Origin of the sequence: Neorhizobium sp. SHOUNA12A, assembly GCF_023006505.1 — a bacterium.
Lineage (GTDB): Bacteria > Pseudomonadota > Alphaproteobacteria > Rhizobiales > Rhizobiaceae > Neorhizobium.
Genome location: NZ_JALBGV010000033.1, coordinates 1 through 22,972, shown reverse-complemented (window position 1 = coordinate 22,972; position 22,972 = coordinate 1). Strand labels below are relative to the sequence as shown.

At 62.0% G+C, this 22,972-nt stretch carries 21 protein-coding genes; 10 read left to right on the top strand and 11 right to left on the bottom strand.

The genetic code is table 11. The features are described 5' to 3' along the window. The first annotated feature begins 2 nt into the window (after positions 1 to 2). From MOV63_RS16290 to MOV63_RS16250, 9 genes are all read left to right on the top strand, one after another. Positions 3 to 860 (top strand): ABC transporter permease, encoded by an 858-nt coding sequence (locus MOV63_RS16290; RefSeq protein WP_040124633.1) that lies wholly within the window; start codon positions 3 to 5, stop codon positions 858 to 860. After that, positions 857 to 2,047: a Xaa-Pro peptidase family protein gene (locus tag MOV63_RS16285; RefSeq protein WP_040124634.1), complete on the top strand. Its 1,191-nt coding sequence runs from the start codon at positions 857 to 859 to the stop codon at positions 2,045 to 2,047. The genes MOV63_RS16290 and MOV63_RS16285 overlap by 4 nt, the downstream gene beginning before the upstream one ends. Positions 2,048 to 2,054: 7 nt before the next feature. Next, a complete protein-coding gene (locus MOV63_RS16280) occupies positions 2,055 to 3,065 on the top strand; it encodes an ABC transporter ATP-binding protein (protein WP_040124636.1) in 1,011 nt (336 codons plus the stop codon). Continuing rightward, positions 3,062 to 3,979 carry an ABC transporter ATP-binding protein gene (locus MOV63_RS16275; protein ID WP_040124637.1) on the top strand — a complete coding sequence of 306 codons (918 nt, stop codon included), beginning with the start codon at positions 3,062 to 3,064 and terminating at the stop codon, positions 3,977 to 3,979. Before MOV63_RS16280 ends, MOV63_RS16275 begins: the two co-directional genes overlap by 4 nt. A 4-nt stretch (positions 3,980 to 3,983) precedes the next feature. Continuing rightward, positions 3,984 to 6,260: a molybdopterin-dependent oxidoreductase gene (locus MOV63_RS16270; protein WP_040124639.1), complete on the top strand. Its 2,277-nt coding sequence runs from the start codon at positions 3,984 to 3,986 to the stop codon at positions 6,258 to 6,260. After that, positions 6,253 to 6,753, top strand: coding sequence for a CMD domain-containing protein (locus MOV63_RS16265; RefSeq protein ID WP_040124640.1), 501 nt, complete (start codon positions 6,253 to 6,255; stop codon positions 6,751 to 6,753). The genes MOV63_RS16270 and MOV63_RS16265 overlap by 8 nt, the downstream gene beginning before the upstream one ends. Then, entirely contained in the window at positions 6,750 to 7,328 is a 579-nt protein-coding gene (locus MOV63_RS16260) for a peroxidase-related enzyme (RefSeq protein WP_040124641.1), read from the top strand. Before MOV63_RS16265 ends, MOV63_RS16260 begins: the two co-directional genes overlap by 4 nt. Positions 7,329 to 7,530: 202 nt before the next feature. Next, positions 7,531 to 9,036, top strand: a complete 1,506-nt coding sequence (locus MOV63_RS16255) for an ABC transporter substrate-binding protein (protein WP_040125760.1) — start codon at positions 7,531 to 7,533, stop codon at positions 9,034 to 9,036. 154 nt (positions 9,037 to 9,190) lie between these two features. Continuing rightward, positions 9,191 to 10,033 (top strand): alpha/beta fold hydrolase, encoded by an 843-nt coding sequence (locus tag MOV63_RS16250; protein WP_040124642.1) that lies wholly within the window; start codon positions 9,191 to 9,193, stop codon positions 10,031 to 10,033. A gap of 243 nt (positions 10,034 to 10,276) precedes the next feature. Here the strand turns inward: MOV63_RS16250 and MOV63_RS16245 are convergent, their stop codons facing one another. From MOV63_RS16245 to MOV63_RS16195, 11 genes are all read right to left on the bottom strand, one after another. Next, positions 10,277 to 11,461 (bottom strand): hypothetical protein, encoded by a 1,185-nt coding sequence (locus tag MOV63_RS16245; protein WP_040124643.1) that lies wholly within the window; start codon positions 11,459 to 11,461, stop codon positions 10,277 to 10,279. 4 nt (positions 11,462 to 11,465) lie between these two features. Further along, on the bottom strand, positions 11,466 to 12,695 hold the full coding sequence (locus MOV63_RS16240; protein WP_040124645.1) for an amidohydrolase family protein: 1,230 nt from the start codon (positions 12,693 to 12,695) through the stop codon (positions 11,466 to 11,468). 15 nt (positions 12,696 to 12,710) lie between these two features. After that, positions 12,711 to 13,193, bottom strand: a complete 483-nt coding sequence (locus MOV63_RS16235; protein WP_040124647.1) for a GAF domain-containing protein — start codon at positions 13,191 to 13,193, stop codon at positions 12,711 to 12,713. Between the two features lie 10 nt (positions 13,194 to 13,203). Then, positions 13,204 to 14,178, bottom strand: a complete 975-nt coding sequence (locus MOV63_RS16230) for an ABC transporter ATP-binding protein (RefSeq protein WP_247034898.1) — start codon at positions 14,176 to 14,178, stop codon at positions 13,204 to 13,206. Next, on the bottom strand, positions 14,171 to 15,160 hold the full coding sequence (locus tag MOV63_RS16225; RefSeq protein WP_040124650.1) for an ABC transporter ATP-binding protein: 990 nt from the start codon (positions 15,158 to 15,160) through the stop codon (positions 14,171 to 14,173). The genes MOV63_RS16230 and MOV63_RS16225 overlap by 8 nt, the downstream gene beginning before the upstream one ends. Before the next feature lie 45 nt (positions 15,161 to 15,205). After that, entirely contained in the window at positions 15,206 to 16,150 is a 945-nt protein-coding gene (locus tag MOV63_RS16220; RefSeq protein ID WP_040124651.1) for a succinylglutamate desuccinylase/aspartoacylase family protein, read from the bottom strand. Between the two features lie 45 nt (positions 16,151 to 16,195). Then, a complete protein-coding gene (locus MOV63_RS16215) occupies positions 16,196 to 17,041 on the bottom strand; it encodes an ABC transporter permease (RefSeq protein ID WP_040124652.1) in 846 nt (281 codons plus the stop codon). Between the two features lie 5 nt (positions 17,042 to 17,046). Next, a complete protein-coding gene (locus tag MOV63_RS16210; RefSeq protein WP_040124654.1) occupies positions 17,047 to 18,027 on the bottom strand; it encodes an ABC transporter permease in 981 nt (326 codons plus the stop codon). A 143-nt stretch (positions 18,028 to 18,170) separates the two neighbouring features. After that, a complete protein-coding gene (locus MOV63_RS16205; RefSeq protein WP_247034896.1) occupies positions 18,171 to 19,346 on the bottom strand; it encodes a Xaa-Pro peptidase family protein in 1,176 nt (391 codons plus the stop codon). 68 nt (positions 19,347 to 19,414) lie between these two features. Then, complete coding sequence (locus MOV63_RS16200; protein WP_040124657.1) at positions 19,415 to 20,950, bottom strand: ABC transporter substrate-binding protein; 1,536 nt, start codon at positions 20,948 to 20,950, stop codon at positions 19,415 to 19,417. Positions 20,951 to 20,998: 48 nt separating this feature from the next. Further along, positions 20,999 to 22,036 carry a GntR family transcriptional regulator gene (locus MOV63_RS16195; protein ID WP_040124658.1) on the bottom strand — a complete coding sequence of 346 codons (1,038 nt, stop codon included), beginning with the start codon at positions 22,034 to 22,036 and terminating at the stop codon, positions 20,999 to 21,001. Between the two features lie 180 nt (positions 22,037 to 22,216). Here MOV63_RS16195 and MOV63_RS16190 point away from each other — a divergent pair. Further along, positions 22,217 to 22,972: aldo/keto reductase (locus MOV63_RS16190; RefSeq protein WP_247034895.1), on the top strand; the 756-nt coding region annotated here is incomplete at its 3' end.

Here is a 22,972-nt window from a genome sequence, read left to right as displayed (position 1 = left end):
CCATGAAAGCGTTCTTCCTCGCCCTCCTGAAAAGTCGCGCCGGACTGTTCGGTTTCCTGCTGGTGTCGGTCTTCGTGCTGGCCGCAATTCTCGCGCCCTATCTCGGCCTGCCGGTGCCGACGCGATCCAACCTGCTTGCCCGCATGGCAGCTCCCACCTGGACGGGATTGTTTTCGCCCGGCGCCCATCCGCTCGGCACTGACGAGCTCGGTCGCGATATCCTGTCCCGTATCGTTCACGGCAGCCGGATCACGCTGGCGATTGCGGCTGCGGCCGTCATTCTGGGCGGCATCGTCGGCACGCTGCTTGGCATTGTCGCCGGTTATTACCGCGGCATGGTCGATCGCGTCCTGATGCGCATCGTCGATATCCAGCTCGCTTTGCCGCTGATGCTTCTGGCCCTTCTGGTGGTTGCGGCGCTCGGACCCTCGACCCGCAACCTCGTCATCGTGCTCGCCCTGACGAGCTGGCTCCGCTACGCCCGCATCATCCGTGGCCAGGTGCTTGCCCTTCGCGAACGCGAGTTCATCCTGTCGGCCCATGCGATCGGTGCGGGAACCTGGCGCATCATGCTCAAGCACTTGCTGCCGAACGTCATGACCCCGGCGCTGGTGATCGCCACGCTGGAACTCGCCCGCATCATCATCATGGATGCGGCGCTTTCGTTTCTCGGCCTCGGCGTCCAGCCACCCAATCCGAGCTGGGGCCGCATGCTGGCCGACGGTCGTGTCTACATCTCGACCGCCTGGTGGATCGTCACCTTCCCCGGCATTGCCATTCTCCTGACCGTGCTCAGCGTCAACCTTCTGGGTGACTGGCTGCGCGATCACTTCGATCCGAAATTGAGGACCACGCGATGAACCAGCTTTCCCGTTCCACGTTACCGCCCCGCGTCGGACGCCTGAAGGCCGGGATGGCCAGGCAGGGCGTCGATGTCATCGTCTCCTTCAAACCGGAAAACAGCTTCTATTTCACCGGCTTCAACCCGATCATCTATTCCCATCCGGTGATCGCCATACTGACCCCGGACCATGACCCGATCATGCTCGTGCATGCGCTGCGCGACGATCACGGCCGCGCCAGCGCCTGGGTGCCGGATATCCGCCTCTACGGTTCCTGGTCGACCAAGGTCACCATGGGGCCGAACTGGCAGGATGCGCTGGCCTCGATCCTTGCCGATCTCGGCGTGGCCGGCAAGACCGTCGGCATCGAGGAGGAATTCATTTCGATCCAGCGGGCCGGCCAGTTGCGCAAGGCGCTGCCGGACGCGGCATTCGCCGATGTCAGCCATCTGATCGACCATTGCCGCCTGATCAAGGACCCGGACGAGATCGCCAATGCCCGCATCGCCGCGCGGGCGGCCGATCTTGGCATGGATACGGCGATCGCAACCCTTGCCGCCGGCGGCAACGAGCGGGAGGTCGCCATCGCCTCCATGCATGCGATGAACACGCTGTGGACCGCCGAATATCCCGATGTCGAGGTCTGCGACTTCGGCTCGCTGGAAGGCGGGGTCCAGAACGGCATGGCCACCTGGGTTCTCTCGGGGCCGCGCATGTTCTACAATTGCGACAACCCCACCCAGCGCAAGCCTCAGCGCGGCGAGGCTGTGTCGGTGCTGATCTGGACGATCGCCAACGGCATCCACGCCGAAAACGAGCGCACCATCGCGATGGGCCCGCTGCCGGAAACCAACAAGCGGGCGCTCGACGCCATTCTCGACATCCGCGAAGAGGTCGATGCCCTGATCAGGCCCGGCACGCCCTACAAGGACCTGTTCGAAAAGACCCGCGAGAGCCTGAACGCGCGTGGTTATGGTGCCAACATTCCGGGCCGCATCGGCCACGGGATCGGGCTCGGCGCACACGAACATTCCTCGCTCGATGCGTCGTCTTCGCTTGTGCTCGAACCGGGCATGATCTTCACCTTCGAGCCCAATATCCGCGTTCCCGGCGTCTGCGCGACGCAGATCTCCGATACCGTTCTCGTCACCGAGACCGGCCGCGAGTATCTGACCCGCTCGGCCGGCGGCTATCTGGAGGTCTGAGCGTCCGATGGCACCCCTGCTCGAGGTCCGCAATCTTACCGTCGCGTTCGACACGCCGGCCGGCACCGTGCATGCCGTCAACGACGTGTCCTACAGCCTGGAAGAGGGCGAGACGCTCGGCATCGTCGGCGAATCCGGCTCGGGCAAGAGTGTCCATGCCCTGTCGATGGTCGGGCTGATCGCGACGCCGCCCGGCCGCATCGTCCGCGGCGAAGTCCTGTTCAACGGCCGCGACCTGCTGGCCCTGTCGCAACGCGAACTGTTCGAAGTGCGCGGCAAGGAAATCGGCTTCGTTTTCCAGGATCCGATGACCTCGCTCAATCCGGTCCTGACCATCGAGCGGCAGATCGCCGAGCCGCTGCGGCGGCATTTCGGCATGTCGGTAAGTCAGGCGCGGAGGCGCGTCGTCGAACTTCTCGAACTTGTCGGCATCCCCGATGCCGCCCGCCGCGCCAGACAATATCCGCACGAGTTTTCCGGCGGCATGCGCCAGCGCGTGATGATCGCGATCGGCATTTCGTGCAATCCGAAGCTGCTGATCGCCGACGAGGCGACCACGGCGCTCGACGTCACCGTCCAGGCGCAAATCCTCGATCTGGTGCGCGATCTCAAGAAGAAGATCGGCACCACCGTCATCTGGATCACCCATGACATGGGCGTCGTCGCCGGCCTCGCCGATACGGTTCAGGTCATGTATGGTGGCCGGATCATGGAACGCGGCCCGGTCCGCGCCGTGTTCCACGATCCCCGCAACGCCTATACCTGGGGCCTTCTGAAGTCGCTGCCACATGGCGGCCGTCGAGGCGTGACCCGGCTTTACCAGATCCCCGGCAATCCGCCGGACCTGACCAAAGAGCCGATCGGCGATCCTTTCGCGCCGCGCAATCCCTTCGCGACAGAGCGTTGCCGCATCGAGACGCCGCCGCTTGGCGAAGTTGAGGGCAGCGTTGCCGGCCACAGGGCGGCCGCCTGGTACGATCTTCGTGCCGAGATTGCCGCCACGCAGGTGCAACCATGAGCGAGAGCAACATGACGCCGCTCGTTTCAGTCCAGAACCTCTGCAAGACCTATGGCGGCGAGAAGCGTTTGTTCGGCGGCTCGATGCCGGCCCTGAAGGCCGTCAACAATGTCAGCTTCGACATCGCCCCCGGCGAAACGCTCGGCCTTGTCGGAGAATCCGGCTCGGGCAAGAGCACGACTGGCCGTGTGCTGCTACAGCTCGAGGCGCCGACCGGCGGCGACATCCTCTACAAGGGTGAGAACATCACCGGCCTGAGCAAGGCGATGCTGAAGCCTTACCGGCGCGACATGCAGGTCATCTTCCAGGACCCCTATGCCTCGCTCAATCCGCGCATGACAGTGGGCGAATTTGTCGGTGAGCCGCTGGAGGTTCATAATCTGGCCAGTTCGCGCCGCGAGCGTGAGGATCGGGTCGCCTCGCTGTTTACCAAAGTCGGCCTCGATCCGTCCTTCATGAAGCGTTATCCGCACGAGTTTTCCGGCGGCCAGCGCCAGCGCGTCAATATCGCACGGGCGATCGCGCTCAATCCTGCCTTCATCGTGGCCGACGAGCCGATCACCGCACTCGACGTGTCGATCCAGGCGCAGATCGTCAACCTCTTCCAGGATCTGCAGGACGAGCTGGGATTGACCTACCTGTTCATCGCCCACGACCTGTCGATGATCCGCTACCTCTGCCACCGGGTGGCCGTCATGCTGCGCGGGCGCATCGTCGAAATCGGTCCCTGCGACGCGATTTTCGAAAACCCGCAGCATGCCTATACGAAAGCGCTGCTTTCGGCGATCCCGGTTCCCGACCCGGATATCGAACGTGACCGCCGCCCGCTCGTCTTCGACGTCGGCGCCAACCTGCCGCGGGAGGAAGCCGTTCTGCGGCCCGTCGGCAACCGTCATTTCGTACTGGAGGTTTGAGAAAATGACGCATCTGTTCGCAACCCATTTCGGCACTTACGAAGTCGGCACGGATGCGAACGGGAAGCGCAAGCTCCTGCCGTTCCGCCACGATCCGGACCCTTCGGAAATGGGTCTCGGTTACCTGGATCTGGCCGACCATCCGGAGCGCATTCGCGCCCCGGTGGTCCGCAAGTCCTGGCTGGAGAAGGGGCCTCTTGCCGCCACCGGCGTTTCGCGCGGCCGCGAGGATTTCGTCGAGATAAGCTGGGACAAGGCTGCAGGCCTGATCGCTGGCGAGCTTCGGCGCGTGCGCGAGCTCCACGGCAACCAGACGATTTTCGCCGGCTCCTACGGCTGGGCTAGCGCCGGCCGTTTCCACCATGCGCAAAGCCAGCTCAAGCGCCTGCTCAATCTCGCCGGCGGCTTCACCTCTTCCGTCAACAGCTATTCCTATGGTGCTGCGGCCGTCCTTCTGCCGCATATCCTGGGGCCGGACTACAAGGACGCCTGCGATACCTCGCCGTCCTGGAACGACATTTCCGAAGGCTGTCAGCTGCTGGTCGGGTTCGGCGGCTTCCGGCTGAGCAATGCGCAGGTCGAGTCGGGAGGGACCGGCAGCCACCGCGCCGTCGAATGGCTGCGGCGCTGTCAGGACAAGGGTGCGCGCATCGTCGTGTTCAGCCCCGCTTCGGGCGATGCGCCCTCCGGTGCGAACGTCCGGCATATTCCCCTGCGCCCGAATACGGATGCCGCTGTCATGCTCGGCATGTGCCATACGCTGCTGAGCCAAGGCCTGTTCGACCGCGATTTCCTGAAACGCTGCACGACCGGCTATTGCGATTTCGAGAGCTATCTGGTCGGCGAGGCGGACGGCATCGCGAAGGATGCCGAATGGGCCTCGGCCATTTCCGGCGTGCCGGCGAAAACCATCGTCGAGATCGCCGAAGACTTGCATGACGCGCCGAGCCTGGTTAACGTCGCCTGGTCGCTGCAACGGGCGCGGCGTGGCGAACAGCCGTTCTGGGCGGCGATCGCGCTCGCCTCGATGGCGGGTCATGTCGGCAAGCGCGGCTGCGGTTTCGCCTTCGGGCTGACAGCCGTCAATTCCGTCGGCCAGCCTGTGCGGCGACTGAAAGGGCCGGCATTCGAACAAGGCCGCAACCCGGTCCGCAGCTTCATTCCGGTGGCGCGGATCACAGATCTGCTCGAAAATCCGGGCGGGCGGATCGACTACGACGGACAGGTTCTCGAACTGCCGGATATCCGGCTCGTCTGGTGGGCCGGCGGCAATCCCTTCCACCATCATCAGGATCTCAACCGGCTGGCCGAGGCTTTCCGGCGCCCCGAGACCGTGATCGTCACCGAGAACATGTGGACTGCCACCGCCAAGATGGCGGACATCGTGCTTCCGTCGGCGTTTCCCTTCGAGCGCGACGATGTCGCGGCGGCGTCGCGCGAGAACTGGCTGGTCTACAGCCGCCGTGTGATGGATCCGCCGGCCGGTGTCTTGACCGATCACGACGCCTATTGCCTGATCGCCGAAGAACTCGGTTGCCGCCAGCAGTTCGACGAGGGGTTGACCACCGACGACTGGCTTGCCCGGATCTACGAAGGTTATCGGGAGCGTTATCCGGAACTGCCGGATTTCCAGGCGTTTCGCGTTCGCGGTTATGCCGCGCTTGATGAAGGCGAGCTTGCGCCGTCGCCCGCGAACCATTTTCGAGATTTCGTAAGAGACCCGGATGCCGCCCCGCTGAAAACAGCGAGCGGGAGGATCGAAATCGGGTCGAGCGCTGTCCGCGGCTTCGGTTATTCCGACATCGCCGGCCATCCCGTCTGGCTGGCGCCGGAGGAGTGGCTTGGCGCACCGCTTTCGGCGAAACATCCGTTCCATCTCCTGTCTCCGCAACCCGCCCACCGCCTGCATGGCCAGCTCGAATACGGTCCCGCGAGCCAGGCGGCCAAGCTTGACGGCTACGAGCGGTTCACGCTGAGCGAGATCGACGCCAAACGTCTTACCCTGAAACAGGACGACCTTTGCGAGCTTTACAACGACCGCGGCCGAACGATCGCGGCGCTGACGATCGACGGTGGCCTGATGCCCGGCGTCGCCGTGCTTGCGACCGGCGGCTGGTTCCGCCCCGATGCGCAGGGCGTCGACCACGGCGGCAACCCGAATACGCTGACAGCGATTACACCCGCCTCGCATCTGTCGCAGGCGACCGCCCCCAATTCATGCCTGATCTCGATCCGTCCATGGCCCGGATCCGCAGGTGGAACCTATGATGGGAATGAGTGACTTGGACCAGATCGACATCCTATCTGGCTTGAAGCCGGGCTCCGAGCTCTACGCGATCCGCCGCGAACGACCGGAATTCGTGGAGGGCACCGAGCTCTGCCGCGAAACGGTGCTCAGTCCAAATCATGGCTTTGGCCTCAGCCATGCACTGCGCGCCGCGCTCGCCTCCCGCATGGCCCGCTCCATCGGACGCGAGGACCTGGCAGCGGTCTACGATCTGATGCTGGACGAAGCCGGCAGCGATGCGGACCTGGCCTCGATCGCCTCGGGTGCTGAAACCGCGGCGGCCGCCGATGCCTTTACAAGTGCCATTATCCGCCACGCCGACCTCGTCACCCAGACGCCGCGCAACAGCAGCAGGGCGGATATCGAGCGCCTCGAAAAGGCGGGCCTCACCAATCCGCAGATCATCGCGCTGTCCGAGCTGATTGCCTTCGTCAACTACGAGGCCCGCGTCCTTGCCGGCCTCAGCCTGCTGGAGGAGGTCGAATGAGCACGGCGCGTTTCAAGGTCAAGGCGCTCTCCTGGTCGCCCTATATCGAGCCGGTCGACGTTGCCACGGCGAGCGAAGAACAGCTGGCTGCGATGCAGGTGACCCCGTCCAATACCAAGGTTTCCCCCTATGTGCGCACGCTCGCGCATGATCCGGAATCCTACGTGGCCCGCACGAAACTGTTCAACGCCATCATGTATGCCAAGGGCGGTCTCGACCGAGCCGAGCGCGAACTCGGCGCGCTCGTCGCCTCCGCCGTCAATCGCTGCGTCTACTGCGCGTCGGTCCATGCCCGCCGTTATGTCGAACTGTCGGGCCGCGAGGATGTCGTCGAGGAGATCTATGTGCGGGGCCTCGAAGGTCCGTTCGATGCCAGGACCCAGGCGATCGCCGATTTCTGCAAGGCGCTGTCCGAGACGCCGTCGCAGGCCACCAAGGAGCAGGTACAGGCCCTTCGCGATCATGGCATGTCGAAGGCCGAGATCGTCGACCTCGTCCACTCCGCCGCCATTTTCGGCTGGGCGAACCGACTGATGCACACGCTTGGTCATTCCGTACCTGTCGAAGCCAAATGAACGGAAGGGAGGAAACAGCATGACCGCCAGCCCCCGGACAAGCCAATCGTCGCTCCCAGCAGGCGAACGATCGAAACGTTCTGCGATCCTTGCAAATTCGATCCGCTTATACTCAAGGACGTAAAATAGAGGAAAAGCGTCCCTTGAGAACGCGGTGTAAACCCATGAAAAACCAACGGGAATTAATCAGAAGGGAATGGGCATGACCAGAAAATCAATCGCCGCGGCAATCGCCGCACTTTCGCTCGGCGCCACGATATCGACATCGGCGCTTGCACAGGACAAGACGCTGACCATCGCGATCACCAACACGATCAACACGTTCGATCCGCATATGACGGCATCCGTCGGCACCGACCTCAGCCTGCTCAGCCACATCTATCCGTCGCTGGTTCTGCGCAGCCCCGACATGAAGATTGCTCCGGCTCTTGCAACCGAATGGACGAGCGTCGACGATCTGACTTGGCGCATCAAGCTGCGGTCGGACGCCACGTTTAACGATGGCGAGAAGATCGATGCCGAAGTGGTCAAATGGAATTTTGACCGCGTGCGCGACCCGGCCGTCAATGCCCGCATCAAAGCGTGGTTCACGCTGATCTCCGACGTCAAGATCATCAGCCCGACCGAGATCGAGATCAAGACGAGCTCGCCCTATCCGGCGATGATCGGCCAGCTGTCCATGTTCTTCCTGCTGCCGCCGAAATGGGCCGCCAATCATAAGCCGGCGACCGAGACCGCGTCGGGCGGCGCCTATGTCGTCTCCTCCGTCAAGCCCGGCGAGAGCATCACGCTCGACGCCAATCCGCAATACTGGGGTGCGAAGCCGGATTTCAGCAAGGTCGTTGTCCGCATCATTCCGGATGCCGCCAGCCGTGTCGCCGCGCTGCTTGCGGGCGAGGTCGATTTCATCAACTCGATCCCGACCACGGAAATTACCCGGATCAAGACGAGCGGCAGCGCCCAGGCCGGCGCGGTGCCGAGCACCCGCACCGCGTTCATCAAGTTCAACACGCTGAAGCCGCCGCTCGACAACAAACTGCTTCGCCAGGCGCTGAACTACGCCGTCGACAAGGAAGGCATCGTCAAGGCGATCTTCAACGACCAGGCCGAGATCGCCAAGTGCCAGGTAACATCGAAGAGCTATTTCGGCTTCAATGCCGATCTGAAGCCCTACGCCTATGATCCGGAAAAGGCGGCCGAACTTTTGAAGAAGGCAGGCGGTGCGCCGGCCGAGCCGATCGAAATCGAAGTGCCGACAGGCATCTACCTCAACGGCGAGGAAGTCGTCCAGGCGGTCGCCAGCCAGCTGGAAGAGATCGGCGTCAAGACCAAGATCGTCGAGATGCAGTTCAGCGCCTATATGGACAAGTATCTGAAGACCAAGGACCTCGGTCGCATGAGCCTGCTCAGCCAGGCCTGGCCGACGATCGATGCCGATGGTCTTCTGACCCTGTTCGCGCCAGGCAACATGTACGCCTATTGGGAGAATGCCGATTTCGGAAAAGCCTTGGCGGACGGCCGCTCGACCATGGATGTGGCGAAGCGCCAGGCCGCCTACAAGAAGGCGACCGAGGTGATGTGCGACGAGGCGCCGGCGCTCTTCCTCTATACCCAGCCCGCGACCTACGGCCTGTCCAAGCGTATCACCTGGGCCGCTCGGGGCGACGACTGGGTCCGCGCTTTCGACATGAAGCCTGCGGCCAACTGAGGCCCAGGACGCCAGATGTCGCCATCCCGCTTCACACGAGGCGGGATGGTCTTCCATTGGCCCATGACAGTTGTCGGATCCAGCACCAGCCGGACGATGGCGATCCGACAGAAGCACCTACTCAGACGCCATATCAGCAGGATAGGATAGTCCCATGCCGACAGTGACACTCAACAACGCCACCTTTGTCTATGACGACATCGGCAATCCCGATGCCGAGCCGATCATTGCGCTGCATGGCGGGCGCGGCATCGGCGACCGCCACGGAGAGTTCAACGCCTACAAGGTCTTGTCGGACAAATACCGTGTCATCGCCTATGATCAGCGCGGTTGCGGGGAGACGAGCCTGACGCCTCCCTACACGTTCGAGCAGTTGGCCGATGACGTCGAAGCCTTTCGCATGAACCTGTGCGGCGGCCGCAAGATCATTCTCGAGGGCGGCTCGTTCGGCGGCATGATCGCGCTCACCTATGCCGTGAAATATGGCCAGAACCTGTCGCGGCTGATCCTGCGTGGGACCGCCGCCAGCTATCACCACGAAGACGATGCCATGGTGGTGTTCAAGCAGCGCATTCACAAGGCAACCAGCGCCTCCCTCGACATGCTCGACAAGATGTTCTCCGACCGGGTCAAGGACGATACCGAGCTGCGCCTGATCTGGCTGGCGCTGCAGCCGCTCTATTACGAGAAATTCGATCCGGATGCCGCGCTAGAACGCACCCGCACCATGCATTTGCATGCCGAAACCCATAACGCGCTGTTCAAGGAACGACTTTACGACCTGCGCGACAAGCTGAAGGATATTCCGGTTCCGACGCTGGTTGTCTGTGGTGCCGAAGACTGGATCTGCCCGCCGAACCATTCGCGGCTGATCGCCGAAAGCATCCCCAAGGGCGAGCTTCTCGAAGTGCCGAACGCGAACCACGCGGTCCATGCCGAAGCGCATGAGGTCGTGATCGCCGCGGTCCGCGAGTTTTTGGCGCGCACGTCGAACTGAGACCTGCGGCAGGCAACCCGCTATCTGATTGGCATGGCATCCGCTATCGTTGGGAACGGCAACAGCCGCTTGCCTGCGGGCTGGGGAAGATCCTTTGCGCGGGAGCGGCATATTGGAATCGGTTATGCCGGTCAGCAGCTATATCGCATGCTGCGGGCTCGGAAGCTGACCTCCGCCACTGGTAAGGTCGGTGGCAGCACCGTCATCGCGCGATAGCTGTTCAACTCTTCCAATGCGTGTTTATCAGATCCGTCTAAGCCAATGTTTTGCCAGCGTATTCGGCGTGTGCATGTTGTTATAGAGATAGTTCCAAAACTCATCTTTTTCTTCAACACGTATCTGGGACCAGACCGAGTGAACCGCCATCTCTCCGCACCAATATGCGTAGACAAAAGGAGCGCGCAGATCATGACGAAGGAAGGCGAGTCGCGATCGGGTAACATCAGGAGATTGCAGGGAAGCAGCAGCGATACTCGGCACGACTTCATCAAAGGATTGCCCCTCGCCAAGCAGTTGCCAGGCGGCGCGACACCTGAGCGCGGAACGAAGGCGCTGCAGAAGGTGGCCGAGATGATCCTCCGGCGTTTCGATCCAATCGAGAAATTGCATGCCATTGTCGGCGATGCCTTCGAAAATCGCCGAACTTGCCGAACTCGTGACCACCTGAGCGGCATCAAGCGGCATCAGGCCTTCCGCCACGCGTCTCTCGCGCAGTTTCAGGTGAACGAGATGGCCCGGAAAAGCCTCGTGTACTGCCAGGTGCTTAAGTCCAAAAGCAGTGTAAGGAAAGTCGACATTGAGCAGCAGTCGTCTGCCGGGGAAATCACAATAGGCCGAGTAAGGCACGTCCCGCTGGGCGATAGGTTTGATCCATTCGTCATTCACCCAATCGGCCCTTAACGAGGTTGCCAGTATGCCGCAGCGCGTTCGTGCCTGACGTTGAAATTCCGCAAGCACGTCGAGCACCTTGTCCGATGGTATCCGGGCATGCTGCTCCCAGCGCGCAAAATCCTCAAAAAGGCTGCCGTCGCGGAAGCCGAGTTCATCCAACACCTCACGAATTCCTCTGTAATATCCCGTGATTATCTCTTCGGGTATGTCGCGGGCGTCGATACGGATCTGCCGCTCCAGCCTTTCACCAAAACTGATGGAATCGCCCCGGAAGGTGGCAATCAGGGCGAGCAGCGAGTCGGACATCTCGTCGAGCCAATCCCCGCGCAGCGCGGTTTCGGCTTGCCCGAGACGATCGCGAAAGGACAGGAGCGCAGCTTCCGCTTCGTCGTAGCTCTCAAATCGCTGCGGCGATATCTCGGCGACAGCGACGGGTATGAGCCCTTCGGCGTCCAGAATGCCGGCATTGCGATTGCGGCTGCGATAGAGCAGGTCAAGACCCGCCGTTATCGCCGCCAATTCTCCTCCCAGCTTCATCCACTTACCTCCGGTTCTTTACGAAATGACCGCCGCGAATGATGATTGGCATATGGGCGCCTTGATCGGCGAGCAACGACATGTCGTCGAGCGGATTGCCGTCGATCACGATCAGGTCGGCGAAGGCGCCGGGGGCGATACAGCCGATCTTGCCCTCCATCCGGAGCAGCTTCGCCGCGACGTGGGTTGCCGAGGCGATCACCGCGTGGGCGGGAAGGACGCGGGAGCGGATCACGAATTCCTCGGACTGGTGCCGGTGCATTTCGCCCAGAAGGTCGGTGCCATAGGCCATTGGCAGCCCGGCCTCGCGCATGATCGTCAACGATTCCATGCCGGCGAGCCGTACCGAATCCACCTTGGCGACGGAGGTGGGCGGCAAGCCGAGCGCCGGGCCTTCGATGCCGAGCTTTTCGTAGGTGACGAGCGTCGGCACCGAGATGCAGCCGTTTTCGACAGCGAATTTCGCGGTTTCGGATGTGATCAGGTTGCAGTGTTCCAGCGAATGAATGCCGCATTCGATCGCCCGGCGGATAGCCTTGTCCGTATAGAGATGCGCCGCGGCATAGGTGCCGGCGTTCTCCGCCTCTTCGACGGAGGCGATCAGCTCTTCCCGCGAAAAGCCGAGAAAATGGATTGGGTCGGTCGGCGAGGCGATGCCGCCATTTGCCATGACCTTGATGAAATGTGCACCGGATTTCAATTCTTCGCGGGCGGCCTTGCGGACTTCCGGCACCCCGTCACAGATGCGCCCGAGATTGCCGAGCGTATGGCCGGTCTTCGGCGTCGGCGTGTCGTCATAGGGGCCACGATAATCGGTATGGCCGCCGGATTGCGACAGCGCCTTGCCGCAGATGTTGAGCCGCGGTGTCGGCCAGGGCGCTTCCTGCGTGGCGGCCAGCAGCCCGGAGGTCGCGCCGCCCAAATCACGGACCGTGGTGAAGCCGCGCATCAGCATCTCGCCCATGATCCTGAAGGCGCGCACGGTGACGATCGGATCGGGAAGTTTTGCGTTCTGGCCGAGGTTCGCCATGCCGGCGATGACATGCACATGGGCGTCGATCAGGCCCGGCATCAGCACCTTGCCGGCAAGGTTGATCCGCTGCGCGCCGGCACTGTTGATGGAGGGCGAGACCTCTCGGACCATATCGCCCTCAACGAGAACCGACATCGGCTCGCTCGGCTCCGGGCTCGTTCCATCGACGATACGGGCGTTTTCAAAAAGAATGGTGGTCACGGGATTTTATCCTGTTCAGGCTTTTGAAGCGCCAGCGCGGCGGGCTTCGAGAAAGGCGGGGATCAGCAGCGGTGCGAATTGTCTGGCGAGTTGCACATGCTTTTCCTCGTAGAAGAATTCCTCGTGCAGCAGGTTGATCGTGCCGATCGTCTCGCCGTTGTAGACGACCGGAATATTGATCGCCGAGTTGAGGCCGAGGCTCGCGATCAGCTCGTGATCGAAGAAAGCCCACCTGACCGCCTCCCGGTCGCGTCCGAGGAATGGTTGCTGTCGGCGCAGCACCAGGTCGCCCCAGGGCGTCATGCCCATCGGTTTTCGGCCGAAGACGGGATAGACGTCCGGCATGTTGGAATAGACGCGCGCCACCTCGTCGCCGTCCTTATAGAGCAGCGTCAGCAGCCGGTGCCCAACCCGGGTGGCGAGTGCGGTATCCAATGCGTCGAAGAAAAAGTTCGGCTGGCCCGGTTCTGCGAGAAGCTCGATCAGGTCTTCGGTCATCCTAAACTCCTTATCGGTGATGGCAGGCGACGGACTGGCCATCGGCCTTCAGCTCGAGCTGCGGTTCGGCTTGCCGGCAGATATCGGTCGCGAGGGGGCAACGGGTGTGGAAAGCGCAGCCCAAGGGTTTTCGCGTGGCGCTCGGAATGTCGTCGCTGACGGCGCTGAACTTGTGACGCTTGCGCGGATCATGTGCCGGCGCCGAGCGCAACAGCAGTTCCGAATAGGGATGAAGGGGGTTCGTGAAGATCGCCTCTTTCGACCCGGTCTCGACGATCTTGCCGAGATACATGACGGCGACCCGGTGCGAGACGTGTTCGACCACGCCGAGGTCGTGCGAGATGAACAGATAGGAGAGGCCGAGTTCCTTCTGCAAATCGGCGAGCAGATTAAGGATCTGCGCCTGCACCGAGACGTCGAGCGCCGAGACGGGTTCGTCGCAAACGATGATATCCGGCCTCAGCGCCAGTGCCCGCGCAATGCCGATCCTCTGGCGCTGGCCACCGGAAAACTGGTGCGGGAAGTTGTCTGCCTGATCGGGCCTGAGGCCCACCAGCGACATGAGTTTCGCCACTTCTGTCCTTCGTTTCTCCACAGTGCCGATGCCGTGGATATCGAGCGGCGCGCGGATGATGTCGCGCACTTTCTGACGAGGATTGAGCGAGGAGAACGGGTCCTGGAAGATGATCTGCATGCGGCGGCGGTAGGATCGCGGGATGCTCCGCATCTGCGTGACGTCCTCGGCTCCCTGCATGGCGATGTGTCCCTCAGTGGCCTTCACGAGGCCCATGAGGGCGAGCCCGGTGGTCGACTTGCCGCAGCCGCTTTCGCCGACAAGGCCGAGCGTTTCGCCCGAACCGATCGAGAAGGAAACGCCGTCGACGGCCTTCACCTCGCCGACCTGCCGCTGGAAGACGCCGGAGCGGATGGCAAAATGCACCTTGAGGTTCTCCACGGAGAGGAGAGGGGCCGCAGCATCAGGCATTGTCATGCTCCCAGCAGGCGGCAAAATGACCGGGTTTCTTTTCGATGAAGGGTGGGCGCTCCTCCAGGCAGCGAGCCGAGGCGCCGGGACAGCGGGGCGCAAACGCGCAGCCCTTCGGCAGGTCCCAGAGCGGTGGCACGGTGCCGGGAATATCCGTCAGCCGTTCCGGGGCGGCTTCCGTTCTGTCCCGATGAGGGACGGCGCCCATCAGGCCGATCGTATAGGGATGGATCGGGTTGTCGAAGAGTTCGTAGACGCTGCATTCCTCGACGCGCCGGCCGGCATACATGACGATGACGCGGTCGGCGATTTCGGCAACCACGCCGAGATCGTGGGTGATCAGGATCTGCGCCGTGCCGAGCCGCTTCTGCAGGTCGGAAATCAGTCCGAGAATCTGCGCCTGCACGGTGACATCGAGGGCCGTCGTTGGCTCGTCGGCTATGATGATCTTCGGCTCGCAGGCAAGCGCCAGAGCAATCATCGCGCGTTGCCGCATGCCGCCGGAAAGTTCATGCGGGTATTGCCTTGCCCGCCGTTCCGGGTCCGGCATCTGGACCAGTTCCAGGCATTTGACGGCGCGCGCAAAGGCCTCGCGCCGTCCAAGCCTTCGATGCTGGCGGACGGATTCAGCGATCTGTTCGCCGATCGTCAGCACCGGGTTCAGCGCCGATAGCGGTTCCTGGAAGATCATGGCGATCTTGTCGCCGCGGAGGTTCTCGACCTGGCGCCGATCCATGGCGAGAAAGTCCTCGCCATGGATCCTGATCGAGCCGGAGGCGACACGGGCGCTGTCGGGCAGGAGGCGAAGCAGCGACAGCGCGGTCATCGATTTGCCGCAGCCGCTTTCGCCGACGATGCAGACCGTCTCGCCGGGGCGCACCGAAAGGCTCATCTCCGAGACGACGGGGAAGGCCCCGTTCTCCCCGAGGATTTCGACATTCAGGTCGCTGACGGCAAGCGCCGGTTCCATCGTCTTTTCCATTGCGCGATCTTGCATCCGTTCATTCCATCTGCCGGAGGGATCCGATCAGTCGGTAGACCCTTCGATATTGCCGACCATGAAGCCGTAATCGCCGGCTTCCACGAGATTGCGGGTCAGGTGTTGCATGACCATGATGCCGGTTTCGAAGGGCGTCGGGATTTCCTCGATCGTCTCGAAGTCGTAGGGACTGACGACACGGCCGAGCAACGAACCGCCCCTGATGATCTCGCCGTTTGCCGGCGAGAGCGGCTCCAGCCAACCGCCATGTTTCGGACGGATGCCGACGAGCTCGGTGATGACGGCCTGCTTCGGATTGGGGATCACTTCGCCTTCGATCGAGCCGATCAGGCGGAGCTGGTTCAGCAGTCCATCGACGGTGCGCTTCGCATAGGGCGTCTGGTCGACGATACCGCCGCCGAGCTCGATGGTCACGACCTTGGTACCGTGGCGGTCCATCGAGACGGACTTGCTGGTGCCGGAATAAACCGTGCCGGCCTTACCCGTCGTTGGGCGATAGAGGATTTTCGAACCGAAAGCGCGCGATAGCGGCTCGTCGTTCCAGATGTAAACATAGTCGACCGTCGGCCGGTCCGTGCCGGAATGCAGGTCGAGATTATAGTCGATCTTCGCGAAGAATTCGTGCGCCAGCGCATCGGCAAGCTGCTGACTGTAAGTGCCGCGAGGATCGCCGGGGAACTCGCGGTTGAGGTTCATCTGATCGAGCGGATTGTGACGATGGTTGACCGCAAAGGAGCGCGGGTTTGCGACCGGAAGCAGGATGATGCGACCCCTGAGCGGCATGTCCTTGATGATGCGGAACAGGTCCAGGATCGCCTGCGAACCGGTATTTTCGTTGCCGTGGATCGAGGCGGAAATCCCGACCGTCGGGCCATCCTGTTCACCCACCAGTTCGTGCATGAAGATCACGGCATCGCTACCGTCCGCATGGGTGGTGAATTTGGGACGGAGCTTGTTGATCGACTTGACCATGGACGTTTCCTTTCAGCGTCTTGTCGTATTGATCCGAGGAGTTGCCTATTTCTTCTTGCCCGCCGAGCGGGAGAGATGGCGGGGGTCGAACGCATCGCGCAGGCCGTCACCGAGCAGATTGAAGCCGAGCACGGTCACCATGATCGTGGCGCCGGCAATGATTGCCAGCCACGGTTCGTCGCGCATGAAGCGGGTGCCATAGGCAAGCGTCCAGCCCCAGGTCGGCGTCGGCGGTGGCAGGCCGAAACCGAGAAAGCTGAGCGCCGATTCCGAGATGATCGCGGTGCCGAAGCCGAGCGAGGCGAGCACGATGATCGGCCCCATCGCATTCGGCAGGATTTCCTTGACCAGGATGCGGACCGGATGAGCGCCGAGCGCCCTGGCGGCCTGTACGTAATTCTGCTCGCGCAGCATCAAGGTGGTCGCCCGAACCACGCGGGCATATTCCGTCCAGGCGACGACGATGATGGCGATTGCCACGTTGATCATGCCGGGGCCAAGCACCGCGACGATCGCAAGCGCCAGTACGATCGCCGGGAAGCCCAGGAATATGTCCGTGATCCGCATCAGGATCAGATCCGTCCAGCCGCCGAAATAGCCAGCCGCGAGTCCGACCGCCGTGCCGATGACGGTGGAGACCAAAACGGAGATGCAGGCGATCGTCAGCGAGATGCGTGCGCCGTATATAAGCCGCGACCAGAGGTCTCGCCCGAAATTGTCGGTGCCGAGCCAGTGGGTGAGCGTCGGGCCGGAGAAGCGGTTGCGCATGTCCATCTGCTCGACGCCATGCGTAGATAGATAAGGAGCGAAGACAGCACAGACGACGATCGCCAGCACGATGATCGAGCCGAGGATGAGTGAAATATTGCGGAAACGCCTGAATAATCTCATGAGCCTCAACCCAAACGGATGCGCGGGTCGACGACCGCATAGAGAAGGTCGACGACCAGGTTCACCAGTGCAAAGATGATCGCGAAGGTGAGCACGATGCCCTGGATGAGCGGCAAGTCGCGCTGCGAGATCGCCGTGATGGTCAGTTGGCCGAGGCCCGGCCAGGCGAAGATGGTTTCGGTCAGCACCGCGCCGCCGAGCAGGGCGCCGAAGCGCAGTCCGATCACACTCAGCACCGGCAGCAACGCATTGCCCAATGCGTGGCGGATGATGACGCGATTGCGGCGCAGGCCCTTGGAATAGGCGGTGCGGATGAAATCCTCCCGCAGCACTTCGAGCATGGCGGTGCGCACCAGGCGGGAGATGATCGCCGCCGAGTTCGCGGCGAGCGCCAGCGCCGGCAGGAGGATGTGGGCTAAGCTGTCGAGCAGCACCTGCGGACGACCGGTCAGCGCCGCCCAGACCGCTTCGGGGAAGGGGGCCCCGCGGCCGATTGCCGGAAGCCAGCCGAGAGTCACGGCAAACAGCAACATCAGCAGCAGGCCGAGCCAGTAGACCGGCATCGAAACGCCAAGCTGGGCGAAAATCATCGATACGGTATCGACGATCGAACCCTGTCGCGTGGCAGCCAGCACCCCGAGCGAGATGCCGACGAGACAGGCAAGGATCAGCGCCAGGACGGCCAACTCGATAGTCGCACCGAGCCTGCCGGCTATGATCTCCGACACGGCCTGGTTCTGGAAGATCGAGCGGCCCATGTCGCCGCGCAGTAACTGCGCGAAATAGACGCCGAGACGGATATACCAGGGATCATTGAGGCCGAGCGCGTTGCGCAGGTTGTTGATCGCTTCCGCCGAGGCCTCTTGGCCGAGCAGCACGGAGGCAGGGTCGCCGGGGATCAGCAATAGCAGGCCGAAAGTGACGATGACCATGCCTGCGGCCATCGGGATCAATAGCAGGATTCGACGGACGATATAGGCTAACACGAGGCCGCTCCCCTGATATGTGCCGAAGCAAAGGTCATGACAGCACGATCTCCTCGAAGCGGCGGGGGAATTTGGTCAGCGAATCCGGACCCTGCTCGGTCACGAGAACTGTATCGGCGAGGCTGAAACCCATCTTTCCGACCTCAGGAGATGACGATGTCGTCAAGTTTGCGGGGATAGACAGTCATGCTATCGGGCGCTTCGGCGGCGATCAGCACGGTGTCTGCGATGCGATAGCCGGCAAAGCCCGGCACGAAGATCGCCGGTTCGCTGGAGGTGATCATGCCGGGTTCCAGAATGGTCTGGTCGCCGCCTTCCACCCACGGCGCTTCATGGAACATGATGCCCATGCCGTGGCCGACACGATGCAGCAGGTATTCGCCCATGCCGCTGTCGCGGATATAGGCAAGCGCCAGATTGTCGGCAGAAGCGCAGGTATGCCCGGCGATCAATGCCGCAGTCGCCATCCGCTGCGCCTCGTAGGCGACGGCATAGTGCTGCTCCTGCACCTTGGACGGCTCGCCGATGAAGAAGGTGCGCTCGCTTTCCGAAGCGCGGGCACCAACCCGGCAGCCGAGCGACAGGATGATGCTTTCGCCGATCTTCACCGGATGGCCGGTCGGCATGCCGTGCGGGAAGGCGGATCTCGGCCCGGAATAGACGAGCCCGCTCGCAAGCCCCTGAACGAGCATCACGTCCTCATGCTCTTCGTGCATGGTGCGCATGGCGTGGCGCGACACGTAGGATTCGATCTCGACCTCGCTCGGCAGCGTGCCGCCCTTGCGCATCGCATCGCGGATCATCTCGACGCCGACCTCGACCATGCGGTCGGAAAGCCTGGCGGCCTCGCGATGCAGTACGATCTCTTCCGGATGTTTGCGAAGCCGCATCTGCTGGACGATGTTGCTCGGGACCACCCGTTCCGCATTCGGAAAGGCGCCCTCGATCGGCTTTATCCGGGCAAGCGAGATCGCATGGCCATAGGCGACCGTTCCCCTGAACCCGGCAAACTTCCGGCCGAGCACCGCGTGCCACGGGTCGATGCCGGGAAACTCGAAATAGACGATCGCCTCTGCGGCTATGTGCTGGTGTGCCGCGTGGGTACGCTCCAGTTCCGGAAGCAGCAGGAAAGTATCCGTTGCCGTGATCGCCACGACCACCGGCCGCTCCGTCGTATAATGCGAGAAACCTGTCGTATAGATGACGTCGTCATTGGAATCGAGAAGCAACAGATCGATGCCCTCAATCGCCATCCGTTTGCGGATTTCGGCCTGAATTTTCGCATAGAAGCCCGCGCCGAGACGCTGTGAGAAAGCCATCGATCTATCCTGGAACTGCAATTGGGTCTTCAGGCGCGGACCGGATGAGCCGGCCCGCGCGAGCTGTCTCAGTCCTTGAGACCGATCAGGCCGCGCATATTGCCGCGCGAGGTCGCCTGCACCTGGAAGGGCAGCTTCTTGGAATAGAAGAGCTGATAACCCTGATAGGAGACGATGTAGTAGGGAAGGTCGCTTGCCAAAGTCGTCGCGGCCTTCTGATAGGCGGCGGCACGGTCGGGCTGGCTGGTCGCTGAACGACCCTGCTTCAGCAGATCGTCAACCGCCGGGTTGGAATAGCCACCCCAGTTGGTCGAACCGCCTGTGGTCAACTGTGCGAACAGGAGGCGATCCGGATCGACGATGTTCAGCCAGCCAAGCAAAGCGATCTGGTGCTGGCTCTTTTGCACGTAGTTGGTGGAGAAGGACGGCCAGTCGCTGATCTGCGTTTTGGCCTCGACGCCGGCGGCCTGGAAATTCGCCTGCATGAATTCGATCGTCTGGACGCGGTTGCTGTCTTCGCTATGGGTGGACAAAACAATCGTCAGCGGCTTGCCGCCCTTGTCGAGGATGCCGTCGCCATTGGTGTCCGCCCAGCCTTCCTCCTTGAACAGTTTCTTGGCGCCGTCGATATCGAAGCTGGGCTGTTTGATATCCTTCGAATAGGCCCAGGAGGAGGGCAGGATGATCGAGGAGGCGACAGCATCGACGCCCTGGAAGATATCGTTGACGATGGTCTTCTGGTCGATCAGCATCGAGAAGGCCTGACGCATCTTCGGGCTCGAAAGCAGCGGGTCCTTGGTGTTGAAGTTGATGTAGGTTACGCCGAGGCCGGGCTGGACCACCGCGCCGAAGCGCTTGTCCGCCTGTAGGCGCTTGATGTCCTGTGGCGCGAGCGGCGATTGGATGACGTCCAGGTCACCCGCTTCGAATGCCTGAGCACGGGCTGAACCGTCGCCGATGATTTTCACGACCACCTTGTCGGCCTTTGACTTTTCCCCCCAGTAATTCGGGTTCGGCGCAAGTTCGATGGCACTGCCGCGCGTCCAGGAGGTGAACTTCATTGGTCCGGCGCCGATCGGCTTCAGCGCGATGTCGGTGCCGCCTTCCACCAGCGCTTTCGGCACGATGCCGATGTCGAGATAGCTGAGCAACGGTGCATAGGGAGCCGAAAGCGTGAACTTCACCGTCTGCGCGTCGACCGCTTCCACGGCCGAAATCGGTGTGTAGAGCGCCCGTTGCGGCGCGTTGAAATCCTTGTTGAGAATGGTGCTGAAGGTAAAGACCACGTCGGCCGAGGTCAGCGGGCTTCCGTCGGAGAATTTCAGGTTCGGCCGAAGCTTGAAGACCCAAGTGGTAGGGTTCGGGTTTTCCCAGCTTTCGGCGAGATCGGGCTTGGCTTCCAGGCTCGGCGTCAGATGAACCAGACCCGAATAGATGAGGTCCGCAACGCGATAGGCGGTTGTGTCTCGCGCGAGGCGCGGGTCGAGAGTGCCGGCATCGACGTCGGTGCCGATCGTGATGGTCGCGGCCTGGGCGGAGTTCAGAGCGGTGAAGGAAAGCCCTGCGAGAAGGGCAGCTGCTGTGATCGAGAGTGCTTTGCTCATGTCTGTTCCCTTATTGGTTTTGGTTCATTCAAAGCTTGGCATGGGTCGTCAGCGGGCCTTGGTCCTCAGCGAGGTAATATCGGCGACCTTTGGCCGAGCTTCGCCATCGGCGATCTTATTGTGGCGCAGCTCGGCGAGCGCCGGCGCGAGGAGGTTTTCGAGCACACCGGGATCCGGCGAGTGGCGGTATTCGAAACAGCGCTTGTTCGGGCCGGCGAGATCGGCGACATGGTCGGCGCCGGAAGCGTAGATCACGACGTCGCAGCGGGCGACGATGTCCGCAAGATCATCCGCATAGGACCATGCTACCGTGATATCGGAAATATGCGGCGCGAATTCGCGCACGCTGGGACGCATGATGGCGATGTAATCCTTGAGCTGCGTGACGGCCGCGACGCGGGTGCGCGGATCGAGCAGCGCCAGCGCCTGCCGTGTGCGTTCCGACGGAATGAACCGCAGCGACAGGATATTGGCATCCGGTACGAGGCTGCGCATTTCGACTTCGCGATGCACAAAGGTGAGCACCAGGTCGGCGTTGCGACACTTTTCGCGCGCTCCCTCGTTGTCGCGGATATGGTCAAAGGTTAGGAGCGAGATCAGGTCGTTGGCAGCAAGCGTCGGGCGGATCTGTTCAACATAGTCGCGTGCCGGCGCCTCGAATATGCCGACGAAGACGATGTCGAGGTGGACGCGCGGTTTGCGCAGCCGCGCCTGCGCCTGCACCATCGAGGCGAGAGTGATCGGCGAAATGCCGAGCGCTTCGGCTTTCTCCAACAGATTGTCGATATCGGGGCCAAGCACGCTCGCAGGCGCGATCACGCCATCCCGGCGGCGCGGTTCGTAAACTGTGAAGGCGCCGAGGCCGGGGCGGATTTCGACAAGGCCGTCCGCGCGAAGCCGCTTGTAGACTTCCGCCACCGTCATCGGCGCGATGTCGAGCTCGGCAGCGAGCTGGCGCACGGACTGCAGCTTCACGCCCTTCGGCATGTCGCCGAAAGACAGCACGTAGCTCAGTAGCCCGTAAAGCTGCTTGCCCACCGGAACGGGCAGGGAGCGGTCAATGCTGGACGCGTCGATAGTGAACATGCGTGTATTTCTCGATTGATACACTGACCGTAACAGGAGATTCCAATTTGACAATCCCTTCTGTAATTTTTTGCATAATTTAGCAGCAAGCCCATTGAGTGCCTCGATAATTTCCAATTATATCATTCGCAGACGCAGAAAATGCAGTGTGTCGCCGCTTAAACTGCACGAGGTGTATCAATGGAATATATCAACCTAGGTCGAACCGGCCTCAAAGTCTCTCGCCTTGCCCTCGGCTGCATGACCTTCGGTTCGAGCGAATGGGCGCCATGGGTCCTGGATTTTGAGGACAGTGCCAAGATTCTGAAGCAAGCGGTTGAGCTCGGCATCAACTTCTTCGACACGGCCGATATGTATTCGCTCGGCAAGAGCGAGGAGATTACCGGCAAGGTGCTGCTGGACCTTGTTCCGCGCCACAAGCTGGTGATCGCGACAAAACTCTTCCATCCGATGAGCAGCGACATCAACGATCGCGGCCTGTCGCGCAAGCATATCCTCGATGCAGTCGACGGCAGCCTCAGGCGTCTTGGGACCGACTATATCGACCTCTATCAACTGCATCGCTTCGACTACGGCACACCGATCGAAGAAACACTGGACGCGCTGAACGATGTGGTGCGGGCCGGCAAGGTGCGATATCTCGGCGCGTCTTCCATGCATGCCTGGCAATTCATGAAGGCAATCGGGTTGCAACGGCAAAACGGCTGGGCGCGGTTCGTATCGATGCAGCCTCATTACAACCTCATCTACAGGGAGGAGGAGCGCGAAATGTTGCCGCTCTGCTTAAGCGAAGGCGTCGGTGTTGTTCCTTGGAGCCCGCTCGCTCGCGGCCGTCTCGCTGGCCGGGCCGAGGGAGCAACCACGCGCAGCCAAACGGACGGCACGGCGCGGGCGCTCTACGACCGGACAAAGGCCGCCGACGATGCGGTCGTCGCC